Origin of the sequence: Halobacillus salinarum (assembly GCF_022919095.1) — a bacterium.
Classification (GTDB): Bacteria; Bacillota; Bacilli; order Bacillales; family Halobacillaceae; genus Halobacillus_B; species Halobacillus_B salinarum.
Genome location: NZ_CP095073.1, coordinates 1,329,508 through 1,355,287, shown reverse-complemented (window position 1 = coordinate 1,355,287; position 25,780 = coordinate 1,329,508). Strand labels below are relative to the sequence as shown.

At 43.4% G+C, this 25,780-nt stretch carries 26 protein-coding genes; 4 read left to right on the top strand and 22 right to left on the bottom strand.

Translation table 11 applies throughout. The features are described 5' to 3' along the window. Positions 1-11 precede the first annotated feature (11 nt). Together MUN89_RS06920 and MUN89_RS06915 are read right to left on the bottom strand one after the other, a co-directional pair. Positions 12-1,169, bottom strand: a complete 1,158-nt coding sequence (locus tag MUN89_RS06920; protein ID WP_244713620.1) for a galactokinase — start codon at positions 1,167-1,169, stop codon at positions 12-14. A 251-nt stretch (positions 1,170-1,420) separates the two neighbouring features. Next, positions 1,421-1,798 (bottom strand): hypothetical protein, encoded by a 378-nt coding sequence (locus MUN89_RS06915; RefSeq protein WP_244712472.1) that lies wholly within the window; start codon positions 1,796-1,798, stop codon positions 1,421-1,423. Positions 1,799-1,916: 118 nt separating this feature from the next. On the opposite strand from MUN89_RS06915, the gene MUN89_RS06910 reads away from it, so the two are divergent. Continuing rightward, complete coding sequence (locus MUN89_RS06910) at positions 1,917-2,564, top strand: esterase/lipase family protein (RefSeq protein ID WP_244712470.1); 648 nt, start codon at positions 1,917-1,919, stop codon at positions 2,562-2,564. Positions 2,565-2,590: 26 nt separating this feature from the next. Further along, on the top strand, positions 2,591-3,391 hold the full coding sequence (locus tag MUN89_RS06905) for a hypothetical protein (RefSeq protein WP_244712468.1): 801 nt from the start codon (positions 2,591-2,593) through the stop codon (positions 3,389-3,391). A gap of 147 nt (positions 3,392-3,538) precedes the next feature. Here MUN89_RS06905 and MUN89_RS06900 read toward each other — a convergent pair whose 3' ends face one another. The 6 genes from MUN89_RS06900 to MUN89_RS06875 all read right to left on the bottom strand — a co-directional run bounded on the left by MUN89_RS06900 (position 3,539) and on the right by MUN89_RS06875 (position 9,853). Beyond that, on the bottom strand, positions 3,539-4,435 hold the full coding sequence (locus MUN89_RS06900; protein WP_244712467.1) for an ROK family protein: 897 nt from the start codon (positions 4,433-4,435) through the stop codon (positions 3,539-3,541). Positions 4,436-4,447: 12 nt separating this feature from the next. Continuing rightward, a complete protein-coding gene (locus tag MUN89_RS06895; protein ID WP_244712465.1) occupies positions 4,448-6,373 on the bottom strand; it encodes a BglG family transcription antiterminator in 1,926 nt (641 codons plus the stop codon). Positions 6,374-6,478: 105 nt separating this feature from the next. Then, positions 6,479-7,867 (bottom strand): glycoside hydrolase family 1 protein, encoded by a 1,389-nt coding sequence (locus MUN89_RS06890; RefSeq protein ID WP_244712464.1) that lies wholly within the window; start codon positions 7,865-7,867, stop codon positions 6,479-6,481. Between the two features lie 3 nt (positions 7,868-7,870). Next, positions 7,871-8,194, bottom strand: a complete 324-nt coding sequence (locus MUN89_RS06885) for a PTS sugar transporter subunit IIA (protein WP_244712463.1) — start codon at positions 8,192-8,194, stop codon at positions 7,871-7,873. A gap of 20 nt (positions 8,195-8,214) precedes the next feature. Next, positions 8,215-9,519 carry a PTS cellobiose transporter subunit IIC gene (gene celB, locus MUN89_RS06880; protein ID WP_244712462.1) on the bottom strand — a complete coding sequence of 435 codons (1,305 nt, stop codon included), beginning with the start codon at positions 9,517-9,519 and terminating at the stop codon, positions 8,215-8,217. A 28-nt stretch (positions 9,520-9,547) separates the two neighbouring features. Then, positions 9,548-9,853 carry a PTS sugar transporter subunit IIB gene (locus MUN89_RS06875; RefSeq protein ID WP_244712461.1) on the bottom strand — a complete coding sequence of 102 codons (306 nt, stop codon included), beginning with the start codon at positions 9,851-9,853 and terminating at the stop codon, positions 9,548-9,550. A gap of 197 nt (positions 9,854-10,050) precedes the next feature. Between MUN89_RS06875 and MUN89_RS06870 the strand changes: the two genes are divergently transcribed. Next, the gene (locus MUN89_RS06870; protein WP_244712460.1) at positions 10,051-10,983 is read left to right on the top strand and encodes an LCP family glycopolymer transferase; all 933 of its coding nucleotides are present in this window, start codon (positions 10,051-10,053) and stop codon (positions 10,981-10,983) included. Between the two features lie 23 nt (positions 10,984-11,006). Here the strand turns inward: MUN89_RS06870 and MUN89_RS06865 are convergent, their stop codons facing one another. The 4 genes from MUN89_RS06865 to cidR form a co-directional block, all read right to left on the bottom strand. Further along, entirely contained in the window at positions 11,007-11,153 is a 147-nt protein-coding gene (locus tag MUN89_RS06865; protein ID WP_244712459.1) for a hypothetical protein, read from the bottom strand. A 158-nt stretch (positions 11,154-11,311) separates the two neighbouring features. Then, positions 11,312-11,686 carry a hypothetical protein gene (locus tag MUN89_RS06860; RefSeq protein WP_244712458.1) on the bottom strand — a complete coding sequence of 125 codons (375 nt, stop codon included), beginning with the start codon at positions 11,684-11,686 and terminating at the stop codon, positions 11,312-11,314. Then, complete coding sequence (locus tag MUN89_RS06855) at positions 11,661-12,215, bottom strand: acyl-CoA thioesterase (RefSeq protein WP_244712457.1); 555 nt, start codon at positions 12,213-12,215, stop codon at positions 11,661-11,663. Before MUN89_RS06855 ends, MUN89_RS06860 begins: the two co-directional genes overlap by 26 nt. A 568-nt stretch (positions 12,216-12,783) precedes the next feature. Continuing rightward, on the bottom strand, positions 12,784-13,668 hold the full coding sequence (cidR, locus tag MUN89_RS06850) for a cidABC operon transcriptional activator CidR (RefSeq protein ID WP_244712456.1): 885 nt from the start codon (positions 13,666-13,668) through the stop codon (positions 12,784-12,786). Between the two features lie 264 nt (positions 13,669-13,932). Here cidR and MUN89_RS06845 point away from each other — a divergent pair, with 264 nt between their 5' ends. Next, the gene (locus MUN89_RS06845) at positions 13,933-15,291 is read left to right on the top strand and encodes a TrkH family potassium uptake protein (RefSeq protein ID WP_244713617.1); all 1,359 of its coding nucleotides are present in this window, start codon (positions 13,933-13,935) and stop codon (positions 15,289-15,291) included. A gap of 397 nt (positions 15,292-15,688) precedes the next feature. Here the strand turns inward: MUN89_RS06845 and clpP are convergent, their stop codons facing one another. The 10 genes from clpP to MUN89_RS06795 form a co-directional block, all read right to left on the bottom strand. Then, a complete protein-coding gene (gene clpP, locus MUN89_RS06840) occupies positions 15,689-16,261 on the bottom strand; it encodes an ATP-dependent Clp endopeptidase proteolytic subunit ClpP (RefSeq protein WP_244712455.1) in 573 nt (190 codons plus the stop codon). Between the two features lie 24 nt (positions 16,262-16,285). Further along, the gene (locus MUN89_RS06835; protein WP_244712454.1) at positions 16,286-16,939 is read right to left on the bottom strand and encodes a sigma factor-like helix-turn-helix DNA-binding protein; all 654 of its coding nucleotides are present in this window, start codon (positions 16,937-16,939) and stop codon (positions 16,286-16,288) included. Positions 16,940-17,299: 360 nt separating this feature from the next. Then, positions 17,300-18,238: a formimidoylglutamase gene (hutG, locus tag MUN89_RS06830; RefSeq protein ID WP_244712453.1), complete on the bottom strand. Its 939-nt coding sequence runs from the start codon at positions 18,236-18,238 to the stop codon at positions 17,300-17,302. Further along, a complete protein-coding gene (gene hutI, locus MUN89_RS06825) occupies positions 18,195-19,490 on the bottom strand; it encodes an imidazolonepropionase (protein WP_244712452.1) in 1,296 nt (431 codons plus the stop codon). The genes hutG and hutI overlap by 44 nt, the downstream gene beginning before the upstream one ends. A 16-nt stretch (positions 19,491-19,506) precedes the next feature. Beyond that, positions 19,507-21,162 carry a urocanate hydratase gene (hutU, locus tag MUN89_RS06820; protein WP_244712451.1) on the bottom strand — a complete coding sequence of 552 codons (1,656 nt, stop codon included), beginning with the start codon at positions 21,160-21,162 and terminating at the stop codon, positions 19,507-19,509. Next, a complete protein-coding gene (hutH, locus tag MUN89_RS06815; RefSeq protein ID WP_244712450.1) occupies positions 21,146-22,690 on the bottom strand; it encodes a histidine ammonia-lyase in 1,545 nt (514 codons plus the stop codon). Before hutH ends, hutU begins: the two co-directional genes overlap by 17 nt. A 131-nt stretch (positions 22,691-22,821) precedes the next feature. After that, positions 22,822-23,259 carry a histidine utilization transcription antiterminator HutP gene (hutP, locus tag MUN89_RS06810; RefSeq protein ID WP_244712449.1) on the bottom strand — a complete coding sequence of 146 codons (438 nt, stop codon included), beginning with the start codon at positions 23,257-23,259 and terminating at the stop codon, positions 22,822-22,824. 103 nt (positions 23,260-23,362) lie between these two features. Then, a complete protein-coding gene (locus MUN89_RS06805) occupies positions 23,363-23,500 on the bottom strand; it encodes a hypothetical protein (protein ID WP_244712447.1) in 138 nt (45 codons plus the stop codon). A gap of 8 nt (positions 23,501-23,508) precedes the next feature. Then, positions 23,509-24,249, bottom strand: a complete 741-nt coding sequence (locus tag MUN89_RS06800; RefSeq protein ID WP_244712445.1) for an ROK family protein — start codon at positions 24,247-24,249, stop codon at positions 23,509-23,511. Positions 24,250-24,312: 63 nt separating this feature from the next. Beyond that, positions 24,313-25,752 (bottom strand): glycoside hydrolase family 1 protein, encoded by a 1,440-nt coding sequence (locus MUN89_RS06795; RefSeq protein ID WP_244712443.1) that lies wholly within the window; start codon positions 25,750-25,752, stop codon positions 24,313-24,315. Positions 25,753-25,780: the final 28 nt, after the last annotated feature.

Sequence of the window (25,780 nt, the reverse complement as noted above, 5' to 3'; positions counted from 1 at the left end):
CCTTTTCCCCCTTATAATTTTCTTGCTCCATCTCCAATTTCTACTACATAAAATTCAGCTGTCAACTGCGTTTCTTGTCGATATAAATTTCCTACCTGATTAATAAAGGACTGGACATCGTTTTGTTTAACAATATTGATCGTACAACCGCCGAATCCAGCTCCTGTCATCCTTGCCCCGACCGCTCCAGATTCCCAGGCCGCTTCAGCCAGTGTATCCAGTTCCTTTCCAGTAACTTCATAATCGTCCCGTAACGATCTATGTGACTCATTCATAAGACGCCCGAAACTTGCCAAATCACCTGAGTTCAATTTTTCAACGGCCTGAAGCGTTCGTTCATTTTCATAGATAACATGCTTCGCCCGCTTCTTCACAGCCTCATCTTTAATAAGATGCTTCGTCTCTTCAAATTGCCTGGAAGTAATATCCCCGAGAGTCTCTGCTTTAAGCTCCTGCTTCAGTGTACGAAGTGCTTCTTCACACTGAGTCCGGCGCTCGTTATACTTTGAATCGGCCAGGCCACGGCGCTTATTCGTATTGGCGATGATCAACACTTCTTCTTCAAGTTGGATAGGGGTCAGCTGATAATCGAGCGTTTCACAATTGAGCAGTATGGCTTGATCCTGCTTCCCCATACCGATCGCAAATTGGTCCATAATGCCGCAATTCACCCCCACAAACTGGTTCTCTGCTTTCTGGGCAAGCCTTATCATTTCCACCCGGTCTATATCGAGATGGAACAACTCATTAAGGATAACGCCCATGACAAGCTCAATGGAAGCTGAAGACGACAGGCCGGCGCCATTTGGAATATTCCCATAAAAGGCAACTTCCACCCCTGTGTCAATCGAGTAACCAGCTTCTTTAAAAACTGAAGCTACACCTAGGGGATAATTCGCCCAATCCTGATCTTTCGAGTAAGCCAATTGATTAATAGAGGTCAGAATGACGCCTTGATCAGGAAAATTCATCGAGTATAATTTCACCTGGTCATCATTTCTTTTTCTTGCTATAGCATAGGTTCCCAGACTTAAAGCACAAGGAAATACATGCCCTCCATTATAATCGGTATGTTCTCCAATTAAATTGACACGTCCAGGGGCAAAAAAACTGTTCGTATGTTCTCCATCTCCAAATGTCTGTACAAAGATCTGCTGCAGCTCTTCCATTTGCTTCACCTCAATTTTATATGTAGTTTTTCTTGAAATCCAACGATTGCCAACTGCCAATGTTTTTAAACTTTCACTCTAACTTTATTAATTAAATTAATTTACTTAATAATAACATAGTTCCCTGTGTTTATGTAGTTTTTTATCTGTAAAATAGGGTATAGTTTTTTTGATTACAAAGACTCCACTTATTCAAAAAGAGCTTGCAGGAAAATAGAAAAATTTCTCTGCAAGCTTCTTTCCGAAAAGAATTATTTTTTGATCAGCTTTACAATTCCTCTTAATAAAAAATACCCCAGGGCAAAAGCAAGGAAACCAATGATACTTATTGCTGCGTCGTGGAATTCCATATTTCCCCTCCCGGTAATCTTCTGCTGAATTTCTACAGCAAAAACGAAGACAAATACCATAGAAAGAGTAAACAAAAAAGAAATTACGGAGATGCTCCATTTGGAAAGTACGTGAAACAAAACATCTACAAAAACTAGTCCGACAACGCCTAAAATGCCAATCACCCAAAAGTGTAAATCTTTATCAGACAGCTGCCACCCCATTCGGCTGGAAAATTCGATAAATAGATCATGAAACGTATTGACAATTTCCGCTAACAGTAAAATAACTTCCTTCATGGTTGTTCACCTGCTTTACATAATTTCTATAAGCTAACATACCATATTTCTTCTTTTTGTAAGACTCAGGATGAGCTATGATTAAAGTAAATGAATATGAACTGTGAGGTGAATCAAAGTGAAGCATTATGTAAGATCAAACAATGCTTCAATAGCCGTTCAACACGTTGCTCCTCAAAGTAATCCCGGCCAATGGATACTTGGAAAGACTCCTTCTTTTCTAAACGAACATGCTAAACCGCTCGTCTTTGTGCACGGTTTAAACAGCTCTTCCTCTACTTGGTGGGAAGATAACGATATGTACACAACAGCTCTAAATCAGGGCTATCAAACGGCATTCGTAGACTTATACCCCGTAAAGGATATGATGGAGAATGGTGAATTACTTGCAAAAGTGCTCAAGGAAATATACGAGCATTTTAACGAAACTCTTATCGTTATCGGACACAGTAAAGGGGGAGTGGATGCTCAATCCGCACTGATTTATTTTCAGTCCTCTCCGTATGTAGAAAGACTGTTGACTCTTTCTTCCCCACACCACGGTTCTCCGCTCGCTGACCTCGCCTACAGCAATTGGGCAGGATGGCTGGCCGGAATTCTCGGGAATAAAAATGACGCCACTTTTGCCCTGCAAACAGGTTACATGGCTCAATACCGCATGAAAACCGACGAAAGTCCGCTGATTACAAAAAACCCGCTCTATACGCTAGGCGGCACAGGCTGGGGGCTTTTGGAACTTCTTTATACTGGGGCGGTCTCTATTTAAGAAGTTACGGTCCTAATGATGGACTTGTGACAGTCGAAAGCTCCCGGCTGCCTTACGCAGAAGAAATCGCTGTTCAGGATTGGAATCATTTTGAAATGAAGCAAGGAAGCCAAACATTTGAATGGATGATTCCCTATTTATCTGACCAGACGCCTCCTGAATCGCTGGAGAAAGCTCCCTTAGAACCGATTTTCTCCCCTGCTTCCCATACGTACCTTCATGGAGGGCATTATCTCGGAGAAGTGGAAGAGGAATTTTTCATAGAAGATGGAGTGGTGTCTGTGTTTGTGGACTGGATCAGTAGTTCGTATTCACCTCAACTGAAGATAACAGGTCCTGATGGCAGTGAATTCAGTATCCAGCAAACCTTCCAGGACTCGGAAACTTTATTTGAAGGGGCATTTCATCATTCCATTGAACTCAGTGATCCAGCCCCTGGAAAATGGGTGCTTTGTGCGCTGGCAGAAGAGGAAGCCTATTTATTATCCGTTTCTTATCATAGCAGGGAGCATAAAGAAGTAAAAATACAAGTAGATCCCCAATTTCAACTCAGCTTGAATCCCGGCGATTCACGGGAAAGATCCACGTTAAGAGCTGTTAAAGCTATTGTCCATGTTCACTATTACAATGATACAACCCGCTCCCTTGAGGAAAGCAGAAGCTATCAATTACATGAGTCGAGCACCACTTTCTTAGAATCCCACGGCAGCGGGGTCTATAATTTAACGATTGATGTGTTAGGCAAAACGGCAAAGGACTTCTCTTTTAATCGCACCATCGTTAAATCGATCTACGTAAATGAACAGCAGGAGCTGTACGGCCACTAATAAAGAGAAGCGTCCATGCTCCCACCTTATAAGAATTTGAAGTTCATCCGCTATAAAAAATCCGAATGATGGTGAAATCTTAGCCTGACCAGTTCACCTTCATTCGGATTTTATAATGGCTGACACAGCCTTGTTTTAAAAAATTAACTATTCCGCTAATAAAGCCGCTCCGATGACACCTGCACTTCCGCCAAGGGAAGCGAGTTTCAGAGTGATCTCCGGGACTAGACCGGGGTAGACATACGATTTCAACTTTTCTTTTAAAGGAGGCAGAATTAAGCTTTCTGACTTCATCACCCCACCGCCCAGCACAAATACAGATGGATTTATGACATGCGTAATATTGGCAAGACCCATGGCTAAATAATCAATCGCCTCATTCACTACAGCAGCTGCGTTCTCATCTCCCGTGCGAGCAAGGCGAAACACTTCCTCTGCACCGCCGCTGATCTCATACCGTTCTTCAGCAATTTTACCAATTGCCGTTCCGCTCGCATGACTTTCGAGTGAGCCTCGGTTCAAATTACTCTGCTGATATCCATAAGGATTAAGGATCATATTGCCAATTTCCCCTGCGTAGCCCTGAGCACCCTCAAAGACATTTCCATTTACGACAAGCCCGCCGCCAACACCGGTACTTACCGTTACGTAAAATACACTTTCATAGCCTTGGCCACTTCCAAATTTTGCTTCAGCAAGGGCAGCAGCATTAGCATCATTGCTTAAACGAACATTGGTTTGAAATACTTTACTTAAGTCATCAACAATCGGAATGTCATCCCATCCAGGCAGATTAGGCGGGCTTAGGATCAATCCTTCCTTAGGATCAAGAGGACCAGGGGCACCTATCCCTATGCCGCTGATCTCCTGACCTTCACGAATAGTTCTTACCATATCCACCATTTTACTTTTCGTATAGTCATACCCTTTTTCAGCTTCCGTTGTGTTTTGCAGAAGTTCCTTAATTTCTCCCTTTTCATTAATTGTTCCTACTCTTACATTCGTTCCACCTAAATCAATACCGATGTGCAATCCCAACATCATCCCCCCTGTTCCCTATTCGTTTGCGAGTATCGCTTGAAACTCTTCGTATGTTTTACATTTTAACAGGTTTCCAACGAGGTGAGCATTATCAATAATTTTAGTTAGTGCTTTATACATCGATTGCAAATCTTCGGTACTGTTTTTCTTCACACATAAGAGGCAGATGAATTGTACCTTTTGATTTTTCCACTGAATCGGCTTCTCTAATGTGCAGAATGTTAAGAAAGTCGTGTCTGTCTGCGGAGTAATGGGATGGGGAATGGCCACTAAATTACCGAATTCTGTCGGCGCTGCCTCCTCTCTTTCTTTTACTGACGAAAGAAACTCTTTACCCACAAGCTTTTTACTTTGAAGAGCTTCGTCCATGAAAGCAAGGACGTCATGCTTTCTTTTAAAAGACTTTTGTAAAAAAACAAGCTCCTTATTAATAAAACGGCGCAGGCTGGAGGCATGCTCCATCAGTACATGTTCAATGTTTCTTAAATCCTTGTCTGCTGGTATGGTATTCACTTGAACAACCGGAACAGGGAGCGGTTCAGAAATTGGAATGGAGCTGACAATAAAATCGATTCCTTCCAGAGACATTTGCGGCAGCTTATAATATTCGGTGGTCCCTGCCACTTCAAGTTTAGCCGGAAAAGCGGATTGCAGTTTATACTTAAGCAGCTGCGCACTTCCTACCCCGGATGCACAAACGATCATGCAGCGCTTCGGTGCTTGGTTCATTTTTATCCGTTCAATTGCAGCACCAATATGCAAGGCCATATACCCAATCTCATTTTCATCCACCTTAATCCCCAGCTCTTCCTCAAGGACTGCTCCTGCTGTAATCGCCGCTTCAAACATAAGAGGATAATTAGCTTTAATATCGTCAAGCATCGGGTTTCGAATGTTCATCCCGTATCGATACCGGTTGACCGCTGGTTTTAAATGAAGTCCTAGACCAATAATCAATTCATGATCATGACGAATGCCAAGCTGATACTTATTCTCAATCCTATCAAGGATCTCTAAAGTGACATCATAGATTTCACTGCCTAGCACTTCTCCGATACGGTTCTCAGTAAGATGATTGTCCGTTACCATTTTTGTTCCAAGGAGATGGATCGCTATATAAGCCACTTCCTCCTCAGGAAAAGTGGTTCCAAGCCTTGATTCAACTTTGCTGACGATTCTGTCAGCGACTTCATATTCTTTCTTATTCGTAATTTCTTCGATGCTCGCTTTATACAATGAGACGTGATGACCTGACTGGATCCGCTTATAAGCAATCGCTATGTGTATATAAAGGTTGTTAATAGCGATATCTGACGGAGTGATTTCGTGCTCTTTAATTTCATCAATCATAATTTTCCATATATCTGAAAGATCTTCGCTAGTGAGCGCAGAAAGGTGCATGGTTAAATCTTGATTCAGTGGCTTTTCCCCATTACGATCTAAGATAAATTCGGCCATACAAAAGCGAAGCCTCATTTCAGTCCCTTGAAGCTTCATTCCATAGTTAGGCTTAATATCAATGGTAATGCCATACTTATCTAATAGTTGGCGCACTGCTTTTAAATCATTTTGAATCGTCGATTTACTGACATGCATTTCTTCAGCCAATTCATCCAACTTCATGTAGCCCTCTGCAAGCAGCAGCCGGGAAATCAAATAACGAACCCTGTCTTCTGGATAAATGGGGAGACTTTCACCTGCTTCCTTATTCTCTTGAAAAGCATCTTTTAAATATTTTCGAAAGAGCTGGGCATTGTGAACGACAAGCCTGTAGCCTTTACCTCTTATCGGTTTAATGACGGCTCCATAAGCAGAAATTTCTTCTTCCAGTTGTTTTATATCATTACGGGTCGTTCTTGAAGTTACTCCATTTTTACTCGCTAGATGTGTACTCGTTAAGGGATGTTCAACAGCCATTAATTCGCGCAAAATCGTGGTCATTCTTGAATTCAGCACATGGCATCCTCTCACTTCTTTTTCTTATTCGTCGCCAATCGGATAAAAAGGTCCTGAATATTGATTCAGAACCTCTTCCTCCTAAATCTTTTAAAATCCGTTTTTTTCGGCAACCTCTTTAATAAAATACGCACTCTTCTTTGGCTTTCGCTCTTTGGTTTCCAAATCTACAGAGAAAAATCCATAGCGGTTTTTGTAGGCGTTCATCCATGACCAGTTATCCATAAACGACCAAAGATGGTATCCCTTTGCATTGCAGCCCTCTTGGATCGCCTTGTTCAGCCATCTTAAATGCCCTTTAATAAAATCGATTCGGTAATCATCTTCAATGCGTCCATCTTCTATGAAACGCTCTTCATCCTGTACTCCCATACCATTTTCAGAGATAAAGGAAGGAATGTTTCCGTAATTTTCTTTAAGATTCACCATGATGTCGTAGATTCCTTTTTCATAGATCTCCCAGCCGCGATACTTATTCATCTTTCTTCCCGGCATTTCATAAGGATCAAAGAACCAATCCGGCATAAATGGACCATATGGATTCGGCAGGTGCTCTTTAGCTTTCACACGACGCGGCTGATAATAATTAACTCCTAATAAGTCCACTGTATTTTCATTAAGCAGCGACTCGTCTCCTTCCTTTGTCTCTGGAAGGTGGCCATGCTCTTCTAATAAAGCGATTAACCCCTGTGGAAATTTCCCTAAAACGGCCGGATCAAGGAAGCTGCGATTAAAGAACAGATCACAGGCGTTAGCTGCCTTTAAATCAGCTGGATGCTCGCTCCTAGGATAAGAGGGCGTCAAGTTCAGGATAATCCCTATCTGCCCTTCGTGAATGTCTGTAGAGCGGAAAGTTTTAATAGCTTTGGCACTGGCGATCATTGTATTGTAGGCAACCTGAATAGCCCTGCTAGCGTCGACAACATTTGGATAGTGGAAATCGTAAAGATATCCCCCTTCTACCGGGACGATCGGTTCGTTAAACGTAAACCACTTTTTCACACGATCCCCAAACAAGTTAAAGGCCTGTTTCGCATACGTCACATAATACTCAACCACTTCCCTGCTTTCCCATCCGCCCATCTCTTGCATTTCCAGCGGCATGTCAAAGTGAAACAAGTTAATAAATGGTTCAATCTCCTGGTCTATCAATTCATCAATAACGCGATTATAAAAGGAAACCGCTTCTTCATTTACGTCACCGCTTCCTCCTGGAATCAGCCTCGCCCAAGAGATCGAGAAACGAAACGTAGTATGACCGATTTCTTTCATCCGGGCAATATCGTCTTTATAAAGATGGTAAAAGTCCGAAGTTGTTTCCGGACCAACTTCATCAAAAAAGCGATTCGGTTCTTGTTTGTACCAATAGTCCCAAATGTTCATCCCTTTTCCGCCTTCGTGAGCCGCTCCTTCTATTTGTGTTGCAGAAGTAGCGCTGCCCCACCAAAATCCCTCTGGAAACTTATACTTTACTGCCATACCTTATGATTCTCCTTCCCGAGTTCGATAGATTTCGATAATCTCAACAGCCAAATCCCTGACCGTCATTGAGGTCATCAGATGGTCCTGGGAATGAATAAGCAGGACATTGAGGGGATTCTCCTTCCCGCTTGCCTCCGCTTGTAAGAGTTCTGTCTGATACCTGTGCGACTTTGAAAGCTCCTGGCTAGCTTCTTCGATTAACCGATCCGCATCACCAAAGTTTCCGTGCTTAGCTTCCTGAATGGCTTCCATCGCGTTTGATTTGCCATTCCCTGCGTATAAAATGATTTGAAAAGCAATTTCTGTGATTTTATTGTCTGCCATAAGTTCGTTCACTCCTGGATTCAAGATGACTGACGTATTTCGCCACTCGTTTCTTCCTCTTCTTCAGATTCATAATAGCGTTTATCAAGCACTTGTAAAAACGGCCACCAGACCAAGAAAACAACACCAATGTTAAAAGCCTGCAGCACTCCACCCTGCCATGAGTTCGTAGCAATGGCTCCATTGAGGATCGTTGGTGTTGTCCACGGAACAATAACCCCGGTAGGCGGCGGTACGATGCCTGTGGCCATAGCACCATACGTGATGATCGTCACAATAACAGGAGCAAGCATCCAAGGAATAAAGACAATGGGATTCATAATGATCGGTAAACCAAAGATAATCGGTTCATTTACGTTAAATATTCCTGCAGGAGCCCCTAATTTACCCAGCTCTTTCAACTGGCGGCTTTTTCCTATCAGAAATATTCCAATGATCACAGCAAGCGTCATCCCTGAACCGCCCATCCCTACGATAAAAGAGTCAATAAATTGTTTATTTACGATATGCGGCAGCTGTTCTCCTGCTTTAAAGGCATCCAGATTTTCGTTAGCGAGGGAATACCAAATTGGGTCCATTACGGAGTTCACGATAATCTGACCGTGCAGCCCAAAGAACCAGAAGATCTGAATCATTAAAACCGCCACTATTGTTGCAGGCAAGCCGCTGCTTAAGGCAGTTAAAGGAGCCTGCACCACGGTATAAATAAAGTTCTGTACAGTTTCAAAAGGCGTATAGAGAAATAAAATACGAATTCCGAGAAATATCGTCAGTGTAAAGGTGATCGGCAAAAGAGCGCTGAATGATCTCGATACAGCTCCCGGTACACCAGACGGCATTTTTATCGTTAAATCTTTCCCTACAAAATATCGATAAAGCTCAGCTGAAATAAACGCTGTAAAAATACCCACGAACATTCCTTTCGAACCAAGGCTTTCTGTTGAAATGACTCCTGTTACATCATCCACTACCTGAGGAGTTAAAATCAGAAAGGCAGCAAGTGCGGTAACGCCGCCATAAATCGCTTCTCCCCCGTACTGCTCAGTTAGCTTATAGCCTATGCCGACAATGACAAAAGTCGCCATAATCGACAGCGTACCCGCTGAAGCTGGACCAAGCACACGCTGGTATTCTTTATAAGCATCCTCCCCAATGAGAGCGTCAAGAAAAGGGAGATTGGCAATGACGACAAAAATTGAACCAAAAATAATGATTGGAAGAGCAACCATAAATCCGTCCCTGAGGGCCGTCAAGTAACGATTGTTATTTAACCTATCAGCAACGGGCATTAAGAAATTCTCTAATACTTCCATGAATTTGTTCACTTTAATAGATCCTCCTCATCGTTACGAATTAACCGATTAAATCTAAAGCTTTACTAAGAACAGCTTCCCCATCTACACGCCCGTAGGCCATTGGATCAATAATGTCCACCGGAATCCCTACTTCACCAGCTGTTTTCTCAAATTTCCTTTTCATGAACCTCATCTGTGGACCGATTAACAGCACATCTGCTTTTTCCATATCTTTCATCGCACGATCTTGAGCAACTGCCCAAATCTCACATTCGACACCTTTCGTTTGTGCTGCCTCCTGCATTTTTGTAACTAATAGACTAGTGGACATACCTGCTGAGCAGGCTAGTAAAATCCGCTTCATTCTTCATTCCTCCTGTAAATCTCTCAAATTTGATCTATCATCATTGTATTTTATAAGCGCTTTCATATACACGTACACTTTTTCCGTTAGGAAGCGGAAATGCTTGGATAGGGCTTACGACTCAAAAAAATAGCTTTTACTTTATTCGACGCTAAACGTATAATAAAAGGAAAATCTAGTTAATTTGGGGTGAATCGATGGGAAGAATAGAAAAAAATAAACAGAAGCGAAAGAAAGGCAAATGGTGGAAAATCCTCCTTCTTGTCTTGTTACTCGTGCTCCTTGCAGGCGGAGGCTACGTTTATTCGATCTTTCATGACGTAAGATCTACCGTTAATACGCAATTACATAAAGATGTGGCATCCATTGACACATCGGTGACGAAGAAAAAGGTTAAAAATAAGGAACCTCTCCACATTCTCTTGCTGGGAGTAGATGAGCGGCAGAATGATAAAGGAAGATCTGATACGATGATCGTCCTCACCTTGGATCCTGATCATGATCAAATGCAGCTGGTCAGTATCCCGCGTGACACTAAAACAAAAATCATTGGTGACGGACGGATCACCCGTATCAATCACTCTTACGCCTACGGCGGAAGTGAAATGTCAGTCGATACGGTCGAAAATTTTCTCGATGTTGATCTTGATTATTATGTTCGTGTAAATATGGAAGGACTATCTCAACTTGTCGATTCCGTAAACGGAGTGACGATCACAAATGACCGTGCATTCTCGCAGGGAGGCTACAATTTCCCAGTTGGAAAACAGCACTTGAACGGAAAGCAGGCCTTATCCTACGTACGTATGCGTAAACAAGACCCACAAGGAGATCTTGGGAGGAATGAACGGCAGCGGAAAGTGATTACAGCCATTGTCGATAAAGGAGCAAGCCTGAACATGATGAACCAAATAAGGGATGTCATGGATGTGCTTGGAAATAATGTCACGACAAATATGGAGTTTTCAGACATGCGCAGGCTCGCGATGAACTACGGTAGTGCCCGCAAGCAATCCTCCACTTATCAGATGAGTGGCACAGGAACGATGAGTAACGGGATGTATTTGATGGTCATGTCCGATTCAGAAGTTCAAAAGGTTCACAATATGATTGTTAATTTTGGAAAATAAAAAAACCGCCTATCGGGCGGTTTTTACTTTATTTTACTGACCAGCTGATTCAGTATTTTTCCGAATATTGTTTGGCTTCTGCGGTTGTGCACATATTTTTTAGCTTCTGCTTCGCTGGTAAATTCGCGTCCATCCTTTGTGATAAAACTAGTACGATGATTGGCAGCCATAGATAACTCCTTTAAAAGTCTCTTTTTATCCAATATCGTCTGAAACCTCAAAAAAGTTAAATCAAAAACCGCCTTTCCGGGAAAGTTTTTCGATCGAACTCACTCGAAAGGCGGTTTTTTTCATTACATTTTCGTTCCTAAAGCGTTAGATGGCTGAATTATTTAAAGATCGTTGATCCTTGTAATACTTCTGGTTTCGCTCCAAGTATGAGTAAAAATAATTTAGGATCCCCGATGTTACGGTGTTTTTCCATTAGGTCTTTGACCAGACCTACTTCCTTATGACGGAGCAGTTTTTTCACTTCCTGCTGGTAAAGGGAAAGGATCGAATCCTTTACATATTCCGGTTTAAATTCATCCATATCTTCATCCATCAATAGACTGCCCATATATCCATACTTTATTTGCAGCTGCCGGGTCAGACTGACGACGTGGAGAAGGTCTTCAAAAAGATCAGGGTGGGTCTTTTTTAATTGAACAATATCTTCTTTGGCATCCCTTAATTCCTTAAGACTGGCTAGCGTTTGTACCAACGTATTCGCCCTCCTTCTCCCATGGTTTTTCAAGTCCGATGATTTCCGTAAGCTCTTTACTGTGTTTACGGCGGATGCGTCGTGTTTTTGCCCGTTCTTCCCCTGATTCATAAAGAAATTTCTCTTCCTCCGTCTCAGGTACCACATCAGGAACCTGAACCGGTTTTTTATCTTCGTCAAGGGCAACGAAGGTTAAAAAGGCTGTAGCTGCCATCCGTCTTTCTCCGGTAATCATATCTTCAGCAATAACCTTACAAAAGATTTCCATCGAACGATTGCCTGTATATGACACGAAGGATTCCACACAAACAGAGTCTGTCTGGTGAATAGGGTGAAGAAAATCAATGGAGTCTGTTGATGCTGTCACACATTCTTTCACCCGAGCGTGCCGTCTAGCTGATAAAGTAGCGTTGTTATCAAGTTTCTTCATCAGTACTCCACCAAATAAAGTATTATAATTATTTAAATCATTAATCATGACCTGGTCTGTATTTACGATTAAACTTTCTTTTGGACTTTTAGCTTCCATTTATCAATCTTTCCTCTCTGTGATTGGCTTTGTTGTTGGTTATATATTGAGTGTAAAACCGACTGTAAGGAAAGTGAAATAGTTATCGATCATGCTTGGAATAGACATTATCTATGTAAATGGTTTCAAGGATTCCCAATCCGCATGGCGTAAAGGGGAGGTAGTTTTAAAAGGGGGAGTCAAAAATCCTAAAAAACAACCCATTTAAGGATTGCAAGAATGTCGAAAAAGTTACTTGGCAGTTTTTTTACTTTCATTTTTCAGCGTGTAAACAGGTTCGTTTAAACCGTTTATCCACCAAGAGGAAATGGATTTACCGGATAAGAAAAGAAAAAATTGAGCTCGGCTTCGCAGATTCACTAAAACTGTACAGGCTGCACTATTGCCATTCCGTGGAAAGGAAAATGTTCGAGAACAGGTGTTAATGGCTGCCGCCTTTCAGAACAAGAAAAAGACTCTTCGTATTTCAGCAGAGCCAGCTATCATGAGGCATAAAAACAGCTGGTAAAAAAACTATAGCGTTTTTCTACCAGCTGAAAACACAACCCATTAACGGATTGGTTTATTCCTATGGTGTAGCGAGCGCATTCTGAATGAATTTCAGCCATTCTTTAGTTGCATAAGATAAGTAATGATCTTTACGCCAAATAAGTGCAAGATCCCATTCTATAGTTGGTTTCACTACTTTGATTACGCAGACTTCTTCCTTTAACAACTGAGATACGCTGTATGGTAGTATCGAAACACCTAAATTGGAGGCGATCATTTTCCCAATAAAATCCCACTGCGAGCTTTCAGAAACAACTTTCGGGATAAAACCTGCTTCTTTACAGGAGGTGGTAATTTTATCATTAATCACAAAGTCTTTATTAAAAAGAATGAACTGTTCATCTTCAAGCTCTTCCAGTTTCACTTGCTTTCTTGAGGCTAATCGGTGAGTGGGAGGAACGACTAGCTTAAGCTCTTCTTTCATAAAGGAAAAGTAATGAAAGTGCTCCTCCTGCGTCGGCATTACGGTAATACCGGCATCCAATTCTTCCTGATTCACATTCTCCTCAATCTTCTTCGCCCCATCCTCCACGAGCTGGAACGTAATATTTGGATATTTATGATGGAAATCACCAAGAATACGAATGAATTGGTCAGCATCCATGATGGGTGGCAGACCAATACGAATGTGTCCTTTCTGTAAACCTAACAAGTCATCCAGTTCAGTCTGCAGGTTTTTAAAAGCTTTATCAATGATTTGCGCCTGCTCAAGGATCACTCGGCCGGCATCCGTCAACACTAACTTCCGGTGGGAACGGTCGAATAATTCGACACCAAGCTCTGTTTCCAGATTTTTAATCATCTTGCTGATCGTTGGCTGGGTGACATATAAATGGTCTGCAGCCTTTGTAAAGCTGTTGAATCGTGATACTTCGATAAAATATTGCAGATGATGAATATCCATAAGTCTTCGTCTTCCTCTTTCCTGCTTTAAGTTATAACCATATGATAGTGAAAAGGAACGCTTTATTTCAATAAATATATAAACAGCAGCCTGTTTTTTAACTAACTTTCACTTATTTATAGACATTATTCGCTGTTTCCTGCGTAAATTTCGCTCCTTGGTCTTGCCAACCGCTCCGTAAATCTATAAAATCCATGATGACTGCTTTATTTCCAGAACGAAGCAGAACCCTTCGTATGATTAAGGAGTACCATTATGAAACGCATGTCTATGTTAAAGGTCAGCCATTTATTTGACCGGCTTTCACCTTTTCAAATCATAGTTATATTCTACATATCAGCCGTAATGATCTCTACGCTGCTCATCAGTCTGCCATTTCTTCACAAAGACGGGGAACCGATCAGCTTTATTGATAGTTTGTTCACGGCTGTAAGCGCTGTAAGTGTGACAGGACTGACTGTCGTCCCTACTCAGGAAACCTTTAATACGGCCGGATACTTTGTTATTATGTTTATCCTTCAATTCGGCGGGATCGGCATCATGACACTCGGGACGTTTATATGGATGATCATGGGTAAAAAGATCGGCTTGAAGAGAAGAGAGCTTATAAAAACTGACCAAAACCGCACAACATTTTCCGGGCTCGTACGACTGATCCGGCAAATTCTTGTCATTATTATTGCAATCGAAATTGTCGGAGCTCTCGTTCTTGGTCTCTACTTCACAGAATATTTTCCCACCGTAGGAGAAGCCTTTGTCCAGGGAATGTTTGCTTCAGTCAGTGCGACAACAAACGCTGGATTCGATATCACCGGCTCGTCTCTCGTCATGTTTGAGCACGATTACTTCGTGCAGTTTGTAAACATGCTTCTGTTGACCTTGGGAGCTATTGGTTTTCCCGTCCTTATTGAAGTAAAGGATTATTTAACGAAAAAACCTGGGGATTTCTTTAATTTTTCATTATTTACGAAGCTTACTTCTACAACGTTTGCAGCACTAGTCGCCGTTGGGGCATTATTGATATTTCTTTTTGACCGCACGCATTTCTTTGCAGATAAATCATGGCACGAGTCACTTTTTTTCTCGCTGTTTCAATCAGTAACGACGAGAAATGGCGGCTTGGCTACGATGGATGTCAGTTCATTTAGTCTTCCTACCCTGCTGGTTATTTGTGTGCTCATGTTTATCGGAGCATCTCCGAGCAGCGTCGGAGGCGGAATTCGGACGACTACTTTCGCCATTATGATCATCAGCATTATCTCCTATGCCCGGGGAAAAAGCCGTGTCCGTGTATTTAAACGGGAAATCATGTCAGAAGATATTTTTCGATCATTTATCGTGATTAATACAGCCATCATGATATGCGGCATTTCGATAATTTTATTAAATGTCCTGGAGCCGCAGTTTACACTCATCCAAATCGTGTTTGAAGCGTGTTCTGCTTTCGGTACGACAGGCTTGTCGATGGGCATCACCCCTGATTTGCATACAGGAGGAAAATTAATTATCATCGCTCTCATGTTTATCGGACGAATTGGAATCTTCTCCTTCTTATTCATTATTAGAGGAAAAGTTGTAAAGGATAATTTCCGTTATCCAAAAGAAGCGATGATTATCGGATAAGCACAATCCTTATTTTCGGGATTTAGTTAGCTTGGAAAATGAAAAAGTGGCGGGAATATGATCTTATTGAAGAAATAATTTTTCTCTGCCTTCCAGAAATCAAAAAAGCTTGCATGCTATCTCAATGCCACTGAATTTCATGCATAAAAAAAGGAGCCGAATTGGACGATAAAATCGTCCAATCCGGCTTCTCTTATACTTTCACCATGACCGGTCGGTGGTGACGCCTTCGGGAACAGCGCAAGCCGAAGTTCCATTTGGTCAAGTGATCTTCTTGAGCAAGGGAGCTTTGGGCCGCGCCCTCGGCAAGCATCCACCCGAAAAGCGATTCGTGAGTATCAACGATTGAATTTAACAGCACCTCTAATTTAGAAAGTATAGCAGGCTTTTTTCTTGATTATATAATTTTATCGATTAACCCATACTGTTTCGCTTCTTCTGCGCTCATGAAATAGTCCCGCTCTATATCATCTCGGACTTTCTCTGCCGGCTGCCCCGTTCGCTCTGCGATAATATTCGTCACGTGCTCCTTCAGTTTAAGGATCCGTCGAGCTGAAATTTCAATATCTGTCGCCTGTCCTTTTGCGCCGCCAAGGGGCTGGTGAATCATGACTTCGCTGTTTGGAAGCGCATACCGCTTTCCTTTAGCTCCCGCAAGCAGCAATACAGCTCCGAAAGATGCGGCCATTCCGGTGCAAATCGTCCGAACGTCAGGCTTGATATGCTGCATCGTATCGAAAATCGCAAAGCCTGCTGATGTCGAACCTCCCGGACTATTAATATAAAGTGATATATCCTTATCCGGGTCGTCAGCTGACAGAAATAAAAGCTGAGCCACAATCGTATTGGCAATCTGATCGTTTATTTCATCCCCTAAGATGACGATGCGGTCCTTTAACAGCCGTGAATAAATATCATACGAACGTTCACCGTGTTTCGATTGTTCAATAACATAAGGAATTGCAGCCATTGTTACCTCCATACCTTATTAAGCTTAGGCAGCCATAAGGGAGAGGGAGTGATTTGTAGAAAGGGAGTGTAGTCCTGCAAAAACGTCGAGTTTCGGGATTTTTTCCAGCAGACGGCTCGGGTCGTTCCTTTGTAGTGCTTCGTAGATCAAAGGATATAATTCAGCAGAGGTGTTCGGTTCAATGACAGGCTTGCTGATTTCTGTTCGTTTAGCGATACGGTTTCTCGCTCTAAACAATACAGCTTTCACAGCTTCTTCTGAAGTGTTCATTACTTCAGCAATCTCCTTCACTTGATAATGAAAAGATTCCTTAAGCAATAAAACAACCGCCTGCTTTGGAGTGACCTTTCCAAGCAGATCTTCTACTGATTCCATCTGTTTCTCACAATTATTGTGATCGTGGAGCTCTTTAGAAATCGGAAGCTGTTCTACGATGGCTTCCCTGCTTCTTTTTCTAACCAGATCAACCCAAGTGTGGTAAGCCATTTTTTTCAATAACGACATCGTTATTTGTTCCACAGCATAGTGTTGAAAGGCCTTCGCAGCTGCCTCTTGTGCCAGATCTTCTCCATCCCAACCGTTTTTTGAAAGAAATGACGTATACTTCGTTAACTGCTGGTGCCAATCCTCAGGTAGTTCCTTGCCGTTCGAATCCGAAATTATTGCTGATTGGTCCATCCAACTCGACTCCTTTCCATCCTCTCACCCTAATAAACGGATGAGGGCAGCAAAAAGATATGGGGAAATGATTTTTTATTTTACTACAACTAACGATCCAGTTCTTAAAATGTAACCTAAGCTATTATTTAAAGACCTTCCAGGCAGTCAGGAGAGCAAGGATCCAAAGCGGGAGAGAAATGACTGTTCCCCATAGACAACCTTTAGCAAAATCAGGTTCTTCCATATTCCTGCCCCCCCTTCCAGCCAATCTGTATGATTGTTCCTATTCTATTCTTTCCTGCAGTTTCTTAATCACTTAACTACCGATACCCTTTTCTGCTAAAAAAAGTCCCCCGTTTTTCTCACGGAGGTACTTCATTATTGAAACATAAACCGCATCATTACGTGCGCAGCAAGTCTGCTTGTAATATCCCGCACATCTTTAGAGGGATCAACTTCTACGATATCCATCGTTTTTACCAACGGATGCTTGGCTGCTTGAGAAATGCTTGAGAGCAGTTCCCGGCTCGTAAGACCTCCCGGACCAACAGCAGGACAACCCGGGGCAAAGGCCTGATCGACAACATCCATATCCACTGACAGATAAATCAAATGCACCTCTTTCGCTAAACGGTCCATTTCCTGGGTAATGATCGAATTTAAACCTTTATCCTCCACATCCCCCATCGTATAAACATGTACGCCTTGTTTCTTAGCGTAATCCCCGTATTCTTTGGCGTTCGAAAAATCACGAATCCCCACCTGCACAAGGTCTTCGCCATTTAGAATCCCTTCTTCTAAAAGGCTGCGAAAAGGTGTTCCATTTGTTCTTCCGCCATCTTTAAGATTACGGACATCATGGTGTGCATCCCACTGGATTACTCCTATACGACCAAACTTGTTATGAAAAGCCTCAATAGAAGGATAGCTGATCCCGTGATCTCCACCGATCACCACATGCTTTTCACAGGCTTTCGTTTCCAGCATCTCTGTGACACTGGTATTTAAACGATGCAGGGTTTCTTCAATCGAAGTGGGATGAACCGCCACATCGCCAAAATCAATGATCTTCATATCCTTGTAATCCTCGTCTTTTTCTAACGAATACGTGCTGAAGGCTCCGAGTGCTTTTCGAATCGTTTTTGGAGCTTCCTGAGCCATGGATAAGGAGATCGAGGACTTGGAAGAAGGCAGTCCAATGATACCCACTTCCCCTTTTATTCCTTGATCGTAAGGCTGCAGATTTTCATCGACCTTTTGCGTATAGCGATCCTTAAACAGAGTCGACCCGGCCGGTTTCAGGTATTGAAAAGACATCCGCGTCACCTCGCTTCCAGATCACCTCTCCTGCTTTCATCACAAGCATCGCGTGATTCACTCCATAATGGTAAGGAATATATTTATAATTAGGTACGTCCCAAACGACGATATCTGCCTTTCTTCCTGGTGCTAGCACACCTGCAGAAGTGCCTTTTCCGATGGCATGAGCCGCATTAACCGTAACTGCATTCCAGATTTCTTCCGGAGTCATTTTAAGCTTAAGAGCAGCCAGAGACATCACCAATTGCAAGTTTTCTGTAACACAGCTGCCCGGATTGAAATCCGTCGCCAACGCAACCGATGCCCCTCGATCGATCATCCCTCGCGCATTCGCGTAATGATCTTTACCAAGATAAAATGTGGTCCCTGGCAAAAGGACTGCCACTGTATCAGATAAGGCAAGAGCAGTCATTCCTTCATCTGACGCTGCTACAAGGTGATCGGCAGATATTGCCCCAGTTTGACAGGCTAATTCTGTACCGCCAAGCGGATCAATTTCATCCGCATGGATTTTAGGGGTCAGACCGTTTGCCATGGAGGCTTCCATAAACCTTTTCGCCTGATCAATGGTAAACACACCCGTTTCACAAAAAACATCCGTAAATTCCGCCAGCTCTTCTTCTTTAATATGTGGAAGCATAGCGATCATTTCCTGGAGAAACGCCTCGGGATCCTCCTTTGATTCTGGTGGGATCGCATGCGGCCCAAGGAAGGTAGACACAAGATCGAGAACCGTGGTTTTCTTTAACCGCTTGACGACACGGAGCTGCTTTAATTCCGTTTCTCTATTTAATCCATAGCCGCTTTTAGCTTCGAGCGTCGTTACTCCATAAGAAGCTATTCGCTTTAAAGACTGCTTGCTTTTTGCAAATAAAGTTTCTTCTGACGCTTCGCGCGTAGCTTTGACGGTGGATAAAATTCCACCGCCGCGCTTTAAGATCTCCAAGTACGGTACTCCCGCTTGTTTCAGGGCCAGCTCTTCTTCACGGGAGCCACCGAATACTAAGTGAGTGTGAGGGTCAACCAGACCTGGAGAAACGACTTTTCCTTCCGCATCCACCCGGTTTTCCGTTTCCATTCGCTGAGCATCGACATGGGTCCCGATCCATTCTACTTTGCCGTTCTTAGTAGCAATAGCAGCATTTTCTCTGATTTCGAGGCGTTTCATGTCTTCTCCTTTTAAAGGATGATCCGCAGCTTTTGGTAAAATGAATTGTCCTATATTTTCAATGATCGTATCATAAGTCAATAGGTTCCCCTCCTTGTTATGGATTCATTGGAATATCAATATTGTGGCAGCCGGCCACTTGCTCTGCTTTTTCATATCCTGCATCGGCATGGCGTATGATTCCCATACCCGGGTCGGTCGTTAATACTCTTTCCAGACGTTCTTTAGCAAGCTCTGTGCCATCAGCTACGATGACCATTCCGGCATGCAGGGAATACCCCATCCCAACACCGCCTCCATGGTGAAAAGAAATCCAGGAACCTCCTGCAGCGGTATTAATTAAAGCGTTCAATACTGCCCAGTCCCCTACTGCATCGCTGCCGTCTTTCATCGCCTCCGTTTCCCGATTCGGGGAAGCAACCGAGCCACAATCTAAATGATCACGACCGATGACCACAGGCGCTTTCAACTCTCCGCGCCGGACCAGTTCATTAAGCGCAAGCCCAAATTTGGCCCGTTCCCCGTAGCCAAGCCAGCAAATCCTGGACGGAAGACCTTGAAACTTCACTTTTTCCTGAGCCATATCAATCCATCTCATCAGCTTCTTGTTTTCCGGGAACAATTCTTTCATTAATTCATCCGTACGATAAATGTCTTTTTCATCTCCGGATAATGCGACCCAGCGAAACGGCCCTTTACCTTCGCAAAACAGCGGCCGAATGTAAGCAGGCACAAAGCCAGGAAAATCGAAAGCATTCTTCACTCCTTCGTCTAAAGCGACTTGACGGATATTGTTGCCATAATCAAATACGATGGAACCTCGACTTTGAAATTCCAGCATCGCTTCCACATGACGTGCCATTGATTTAGAGGCAAGCTGCACGTATATTTCCGGTTGTTCTTTTCTTAACTCGGCAGCCTCTTCCAAAGTGTAGGACTCAGGCACATAGCCGTTGAGCGGGTCATGAGCAGAGGTCTGATCAGTCACAATATCCACCTTTATCTTTCTTTTTAAGAGTTCGTGATGAATCTCTGCAGCGTTCCCAACGAGACCAATGGACAGTGCTTGTTCGTGCTCCCTCGCCTCCTGTGCCCATTGTACCGCTTCGTCCAGTGATTCAGTTATCCTGTCACAGTATCCTGATTTGATTCGCTTATCAATTCTAGCAGGGTCGACTTCTACACCGATGACAACGCCTCCGTTCATCGTGACCGCGAGCGGCTGGGCGCCTCCCATCCCGCCTAAGCCGGCTGTTAAAGTCAGCGTGCCTTTCAAGGATCCTTGAAAGTGTTTCTCAGAAAGCGCGGCAAAGGTTTCGTAGGTTCCTTGCAAAATCCCCTGTGAACCAATATAGATCCAGCTTCCGGCTGTCATTTGACCGTACATCATCAGTCCTTTTTGATCTAATTCGTGAAAATGCTCCCAGTTGGCCCATTTAGGCACAAGCACAGAATTAGACAACAAGACTCTTGGAGCAGCTTCGTGCGTTTTAAAAACTCCGACCGGTTTCCCTGACTGAACCAGCATTGTTTCATCAGACTCTAAACGCTTTAACGTTTTCGCAATGGCTTCAAATGCCTCCCAGTTTCTTGCTGCCTTGCCAATTCCCCCATAGACCACCAATTCATCAGGATTTTCGGCTACTTCCGGATCCAAATTATTGTGGAGCATTCGCAGCACCGCTTCTTGTTCCCAGCCCTTGCATTCGATCTCTGTCCCTCTTGACGCTTTAAGCTTACGCGTGGTCGACATAGTATTCTCCCCCTTTTACATCCTCCGGCTCGAAATCATTCCAGTCAAAGCCATCACCTTTCAACCATTCCGTGAGGCGTTCAATATCTTCTGAGAAAACCCGGTCCACAGTAATCGATGGCACGACAGTTCTTGCTTTTTTATACAACTTTTGTACCTTTGGTGCAGCTTTATGGACACCGCGGTATTCAAGCGCCTGCATGGCACAAATTAATTCAATGGCCATTACTCTGTAAGCATTGCCAATGATTTGGGAAGCGTGCCTTGCTCCAATCGTTCCCATGCTGACGTGATCTTCCTGATTAGCTGAAGAAGGAATGGAATCGACACTTGCCGGATGTGCTAGCGTCTTGTTTTCAGAAACGAGCGACGCTGCAGAATACTGCATAATCATGGCTCCGGATTGCAGACCAGGATTTGGACTTAAGAATGCAGGTAAATCATTCAACTGAGGATTGACGAGTCTTTCCACTCGACGTTCAGAAATATTCGCCAGTTCCGCTGCCCCAATCTTCATAAAATCCATCGCTAAGGCAATCGGCTGACCATGAAAGTTCCCTCCGGAAACAACAAGCTTGCCATCGTCTAGAATGAGCGGATTATCTGTAGCCGCATTCATTTCAATCGTAAGCTTCTCCTTTACATAGTTAAAACTTTGCATGGAAGCTCCGTGCACTTGAGGTATACAACGAAGCGAATAAGCATCCTGGACACGCCTCTCACCTTGATGGGTTATAAGCCCGCTGCCTTTTGTGATACTACGAACTTTTTCAGCTGCTTCCATTTGTTCTGGATAGCCTCTCGCTTCATGAATCGCAGGGTGAAACGCATCAATAATGCCTTCTAAAGCTTCCAAAGTCATCGATGCTATCCAATGGCTCGCATCTGCGAGTTTGGATGCTTCCAGCCAGTTCATAACTCCCACAGCCGTCATCGCCTGGGTACCATTGATAAGAGCGAGTCCTTCCTTTGCTTTCAAATGCAGAGACTTCATATTTAATCGCTGATACACTTGCTTTGTGTCTTCAATATTTCCTTTATAAAAAACTTTCCCTTCACCGATAAGTACGAGAGCCAGGTGGGAAAGCGGTGCAAGATCGCCTGAGGCGCCGAGTGAGCCTTGAGATGGGATTACCGGATGAATGCCTTTGTTTACTAATTCAGCAAGCCGTGTGACTACACCTTCCCGAACACCAGAATAACCCTTCAACAGCGCATTCAGCCTCAGCACTACCATCGCCCGGCTTACGCGTTCCGGGAATGGGTCTCCCACTCCGCAGGCATGTGAGCGAATTAAGTGAAGCTGTAGCCGGTCCACATCCTGGTCTGCAATGGCCACATCACTTAATTTTCCAAAACCTGTATTGATTCCATAGACTTGTTCTTTTCTTTCCACAATCCCTTGCACGACCTTGCGGCTGGATCTCACCTTAGTCAGGCTTTCAGGCGCAATTGCAACAGGATCGTTATTGAGACAAATCGCTTTCATTTGTTCTAACGTTAAATCTTCTCCGTTCAGTTCGACCATTTTATCTCCCCCCTTAGGAACAGAGCCAAAAAGTTTCTTCGAACGAGTTTTCAGACCATAAAGAAAGCGACAATGACATACGTATGCCATTGCCGCCTTCTCTTCGCTAATAACTATAGGCGTCTTATTCTTTATATATGATTGATGCCCAGTCCAAATGTCTCGTGTTCCAAACCTTTTACAGGAGCTCCGATCGTTCCGTAAAACGCTACGGCAATCCATTCGCCTTCTTTCTCATGCTCATAAGGCTCACCGCGGACGATAGCAAAGCGCAGTCCGACCGTCCGCATCATATTTCCCACGCCGAGCTGTCCACGCATGACGCCTTCCAATGATTCCAGAATGGCATGATACAAGGCATGTGTTTCCCGATACACATTTTCTTTAATGATGCCGTTTCGCTTGGCAGCTGTTTCCACCGCTGCAATCACCTTTTGAACCTCCATGGATCCTGCTTTTCCCTGGCAGTAACTCACTTCACCAAGGGCAGGCATAAATGGCTCCAGTTCATCAGGTGTGAGCGATGCAACAAGCATGGCAAGCTTCCCGATTTGAATCTTTTGTGTCATAGCTTTTCACCCATCATCCTATAATCTGCTCTCATAACTAGTCACTACTTAAATTGTAACCGTTTTCCGAGATTTCTGCAATTTAGCGAAAGAGTCTTGGAGGCTACTTCTTCTTACGCACCATAAAAGCATAGACAGCTCCCAGCAAGTTGGCATTTTGCCGGAAATGGCAGGAAGCAATAGAGGGGGTAATTTTGGCCAAATCTATTTTATCTACGATCTCTTCAAGTTTTTCTTTCACTCTATCGATTAACTCTGGACGGGCACTGATCCCGCCCCGATCAAGATCAATTCAGGATCGTGACTGTATTGGAGATTGTAGAGACCTGCGGCTAACAAATAATAGAATTCATCGATCGCCTGAAGTGAAACGGGGTCGCCTTGCTCTGCCCACTGAAATATCTGCTCCCCGGTGAGCTCTTCTTCCGTAAGCTGCTTCGCTTCCGCCACTTTTCTGACCATGGCCTGGGTAGATGCGACACGGCTCCAAACATCATTGCTGTTTCTTATTTGATTGGAAATAAGCATATAACCAAATTCTCCAGCGTGAAGATTTTTCCCCTTATAGACCTCGCCATTTTGGATGACAGAACCGCCGATTCCTGTACCGATCACAACTACGAGCACATCTTTTTTTCCTTTGGCTGCGCCTTTCCAAAGCTCCGCCCATCCTGCGCAGTTGGCATCATTTTCTATGTGCACTGCCTTCTTCGTTTCTTTTTCAACTAGCTCCTTAATATTAGGGCCGTGCAAATAGTTGATTGCGCTTGAGCCGTAGACGATTCCCTCTTCTGACACCGCCCCTGGACTGCTTATGGCAATTCCACTCGCTTCCGGATGTTTATCCGCATATTCCTTCATAAAAGCAATTAACGAATCCAAGGTTTTCGGCGTCTTTTGCCTTCCTGTCTCCAATAGCTCCGCTTGTGCATCGATCAAAGCAAATTTAGTATAGGTGCCTCCCAAATCGAAGGTGATATAGGTTTCCATAGCATCTCCCTTACTTTACTCTTCATTTTTAAAAAAAGAGGAGGTCTGTCCCTCCTCCTTCTATTATTTATATTCATCTTCACGTGCTGCCTCGAATTGGCTGGTCTCAATAATTCGCTGGTACCAATGGGCAGACTTTTTTAAGGAGCGGTTTCGATTGTTCTCTAAATCTATTTCTACTAAACCGTAGCGATTCTTAAAGGCGTTCATCGGTGATACGTTATCCGAGAAAGCCCAAAGCATATACCCGTGGCAGTTGGAGCCCTCTTCTACCCCTTTTAAAAGCCATTTTAAATGTTCGCTTATGAATTCGATTCGATAATCATCGACAATCATTCCTGCTTCATTTTTGAAGCGTTTCTCATTTTCCACTCCCATCCCGTTCTCAGCGATGAACCATTCAATGTTGCCATATTCAGTTTTCATTCTCATAGCCATATCATACATAATCTGAGGGTAAATTTCCCAGCCTCTGTATGGATTCATCTTTTTACCGGGGAGGTCGAATTTTTCATAATAAAATTCTGGATGAAAAGGAATATCATCATTCCAGGCAGACGTACGTGCTTTCACACGGTGAGGGAAGTACAGGTTAAGACCAACATAATCGACTCTATTTTCTTTAATCGTCTGCAGCTCATCCTCTGTATAATCAAAGGTGATGCCGTGAGTATCCATCACTTCAAACAATTCCTGTGGATAGGTTCCATGAATCGCCGGGTCAAGAAACGTACGGTTAAAGAGCAGATCGTACATCCGAGCTGCTTTCTGGTCATGCTCTGCGGTTGAGCGTGCATAAGTAACTTCAGGGTTTAAAATAACACCGATCTTCGCACCGTATTTTTCTTTGAGTTCCAGTTCTTTGAATAATTTTACAACTCTCGCAGTGGCAAGTCCCTTGTTAAAGTTCCACTGCATCCATTTCTTCGTATTTTGTTCATATGGGTAGCGAATCGCGTCTAAGTAAACTCGCGTCTGAACAACCACGGGCTCATTAAACGTAAACCAATGCTTGACCCTGTCTCCGTATCGTTCAAATACTTTCTCCGCATAGTTGACAAACAGCTCCAGCACTTGCTTTGAACCCCAGCCGCCATATTGTTCAAACAATACAGCCGGTACTTCGTAGTGTTCCAGGCAGATCATCGGCTCCACACCATTTTCTATCAGTTCATTGATGACATCATCGATATAAGCAGCGTATTCCTCATCTACAACTGCGTTTTCGTAATCGGTTAAAAAGCGTGACCAGTTAATCGAAGTTCGGAAGTGGGTTAACCCTATTTCTTTCATATAGCCGATGTCCTCTTTGTATCGGTTTCTAAAGTCAGTCGCTACAGCTGGTCCATAGCCGTTATGCCATACGTATTTATCATTTTTATACCACATGTCTATATAAGAATCCTGGGTATCCTTTTTTCCTGACCATCCCTCCGACTGCCAAGCAGAAATCGCTGCCCCTAATATAAAATTTTCTGGGATTTGCATCGTTTTTTTGTCCATAAATATGATCTCTCCTCTAGAAAAGTTT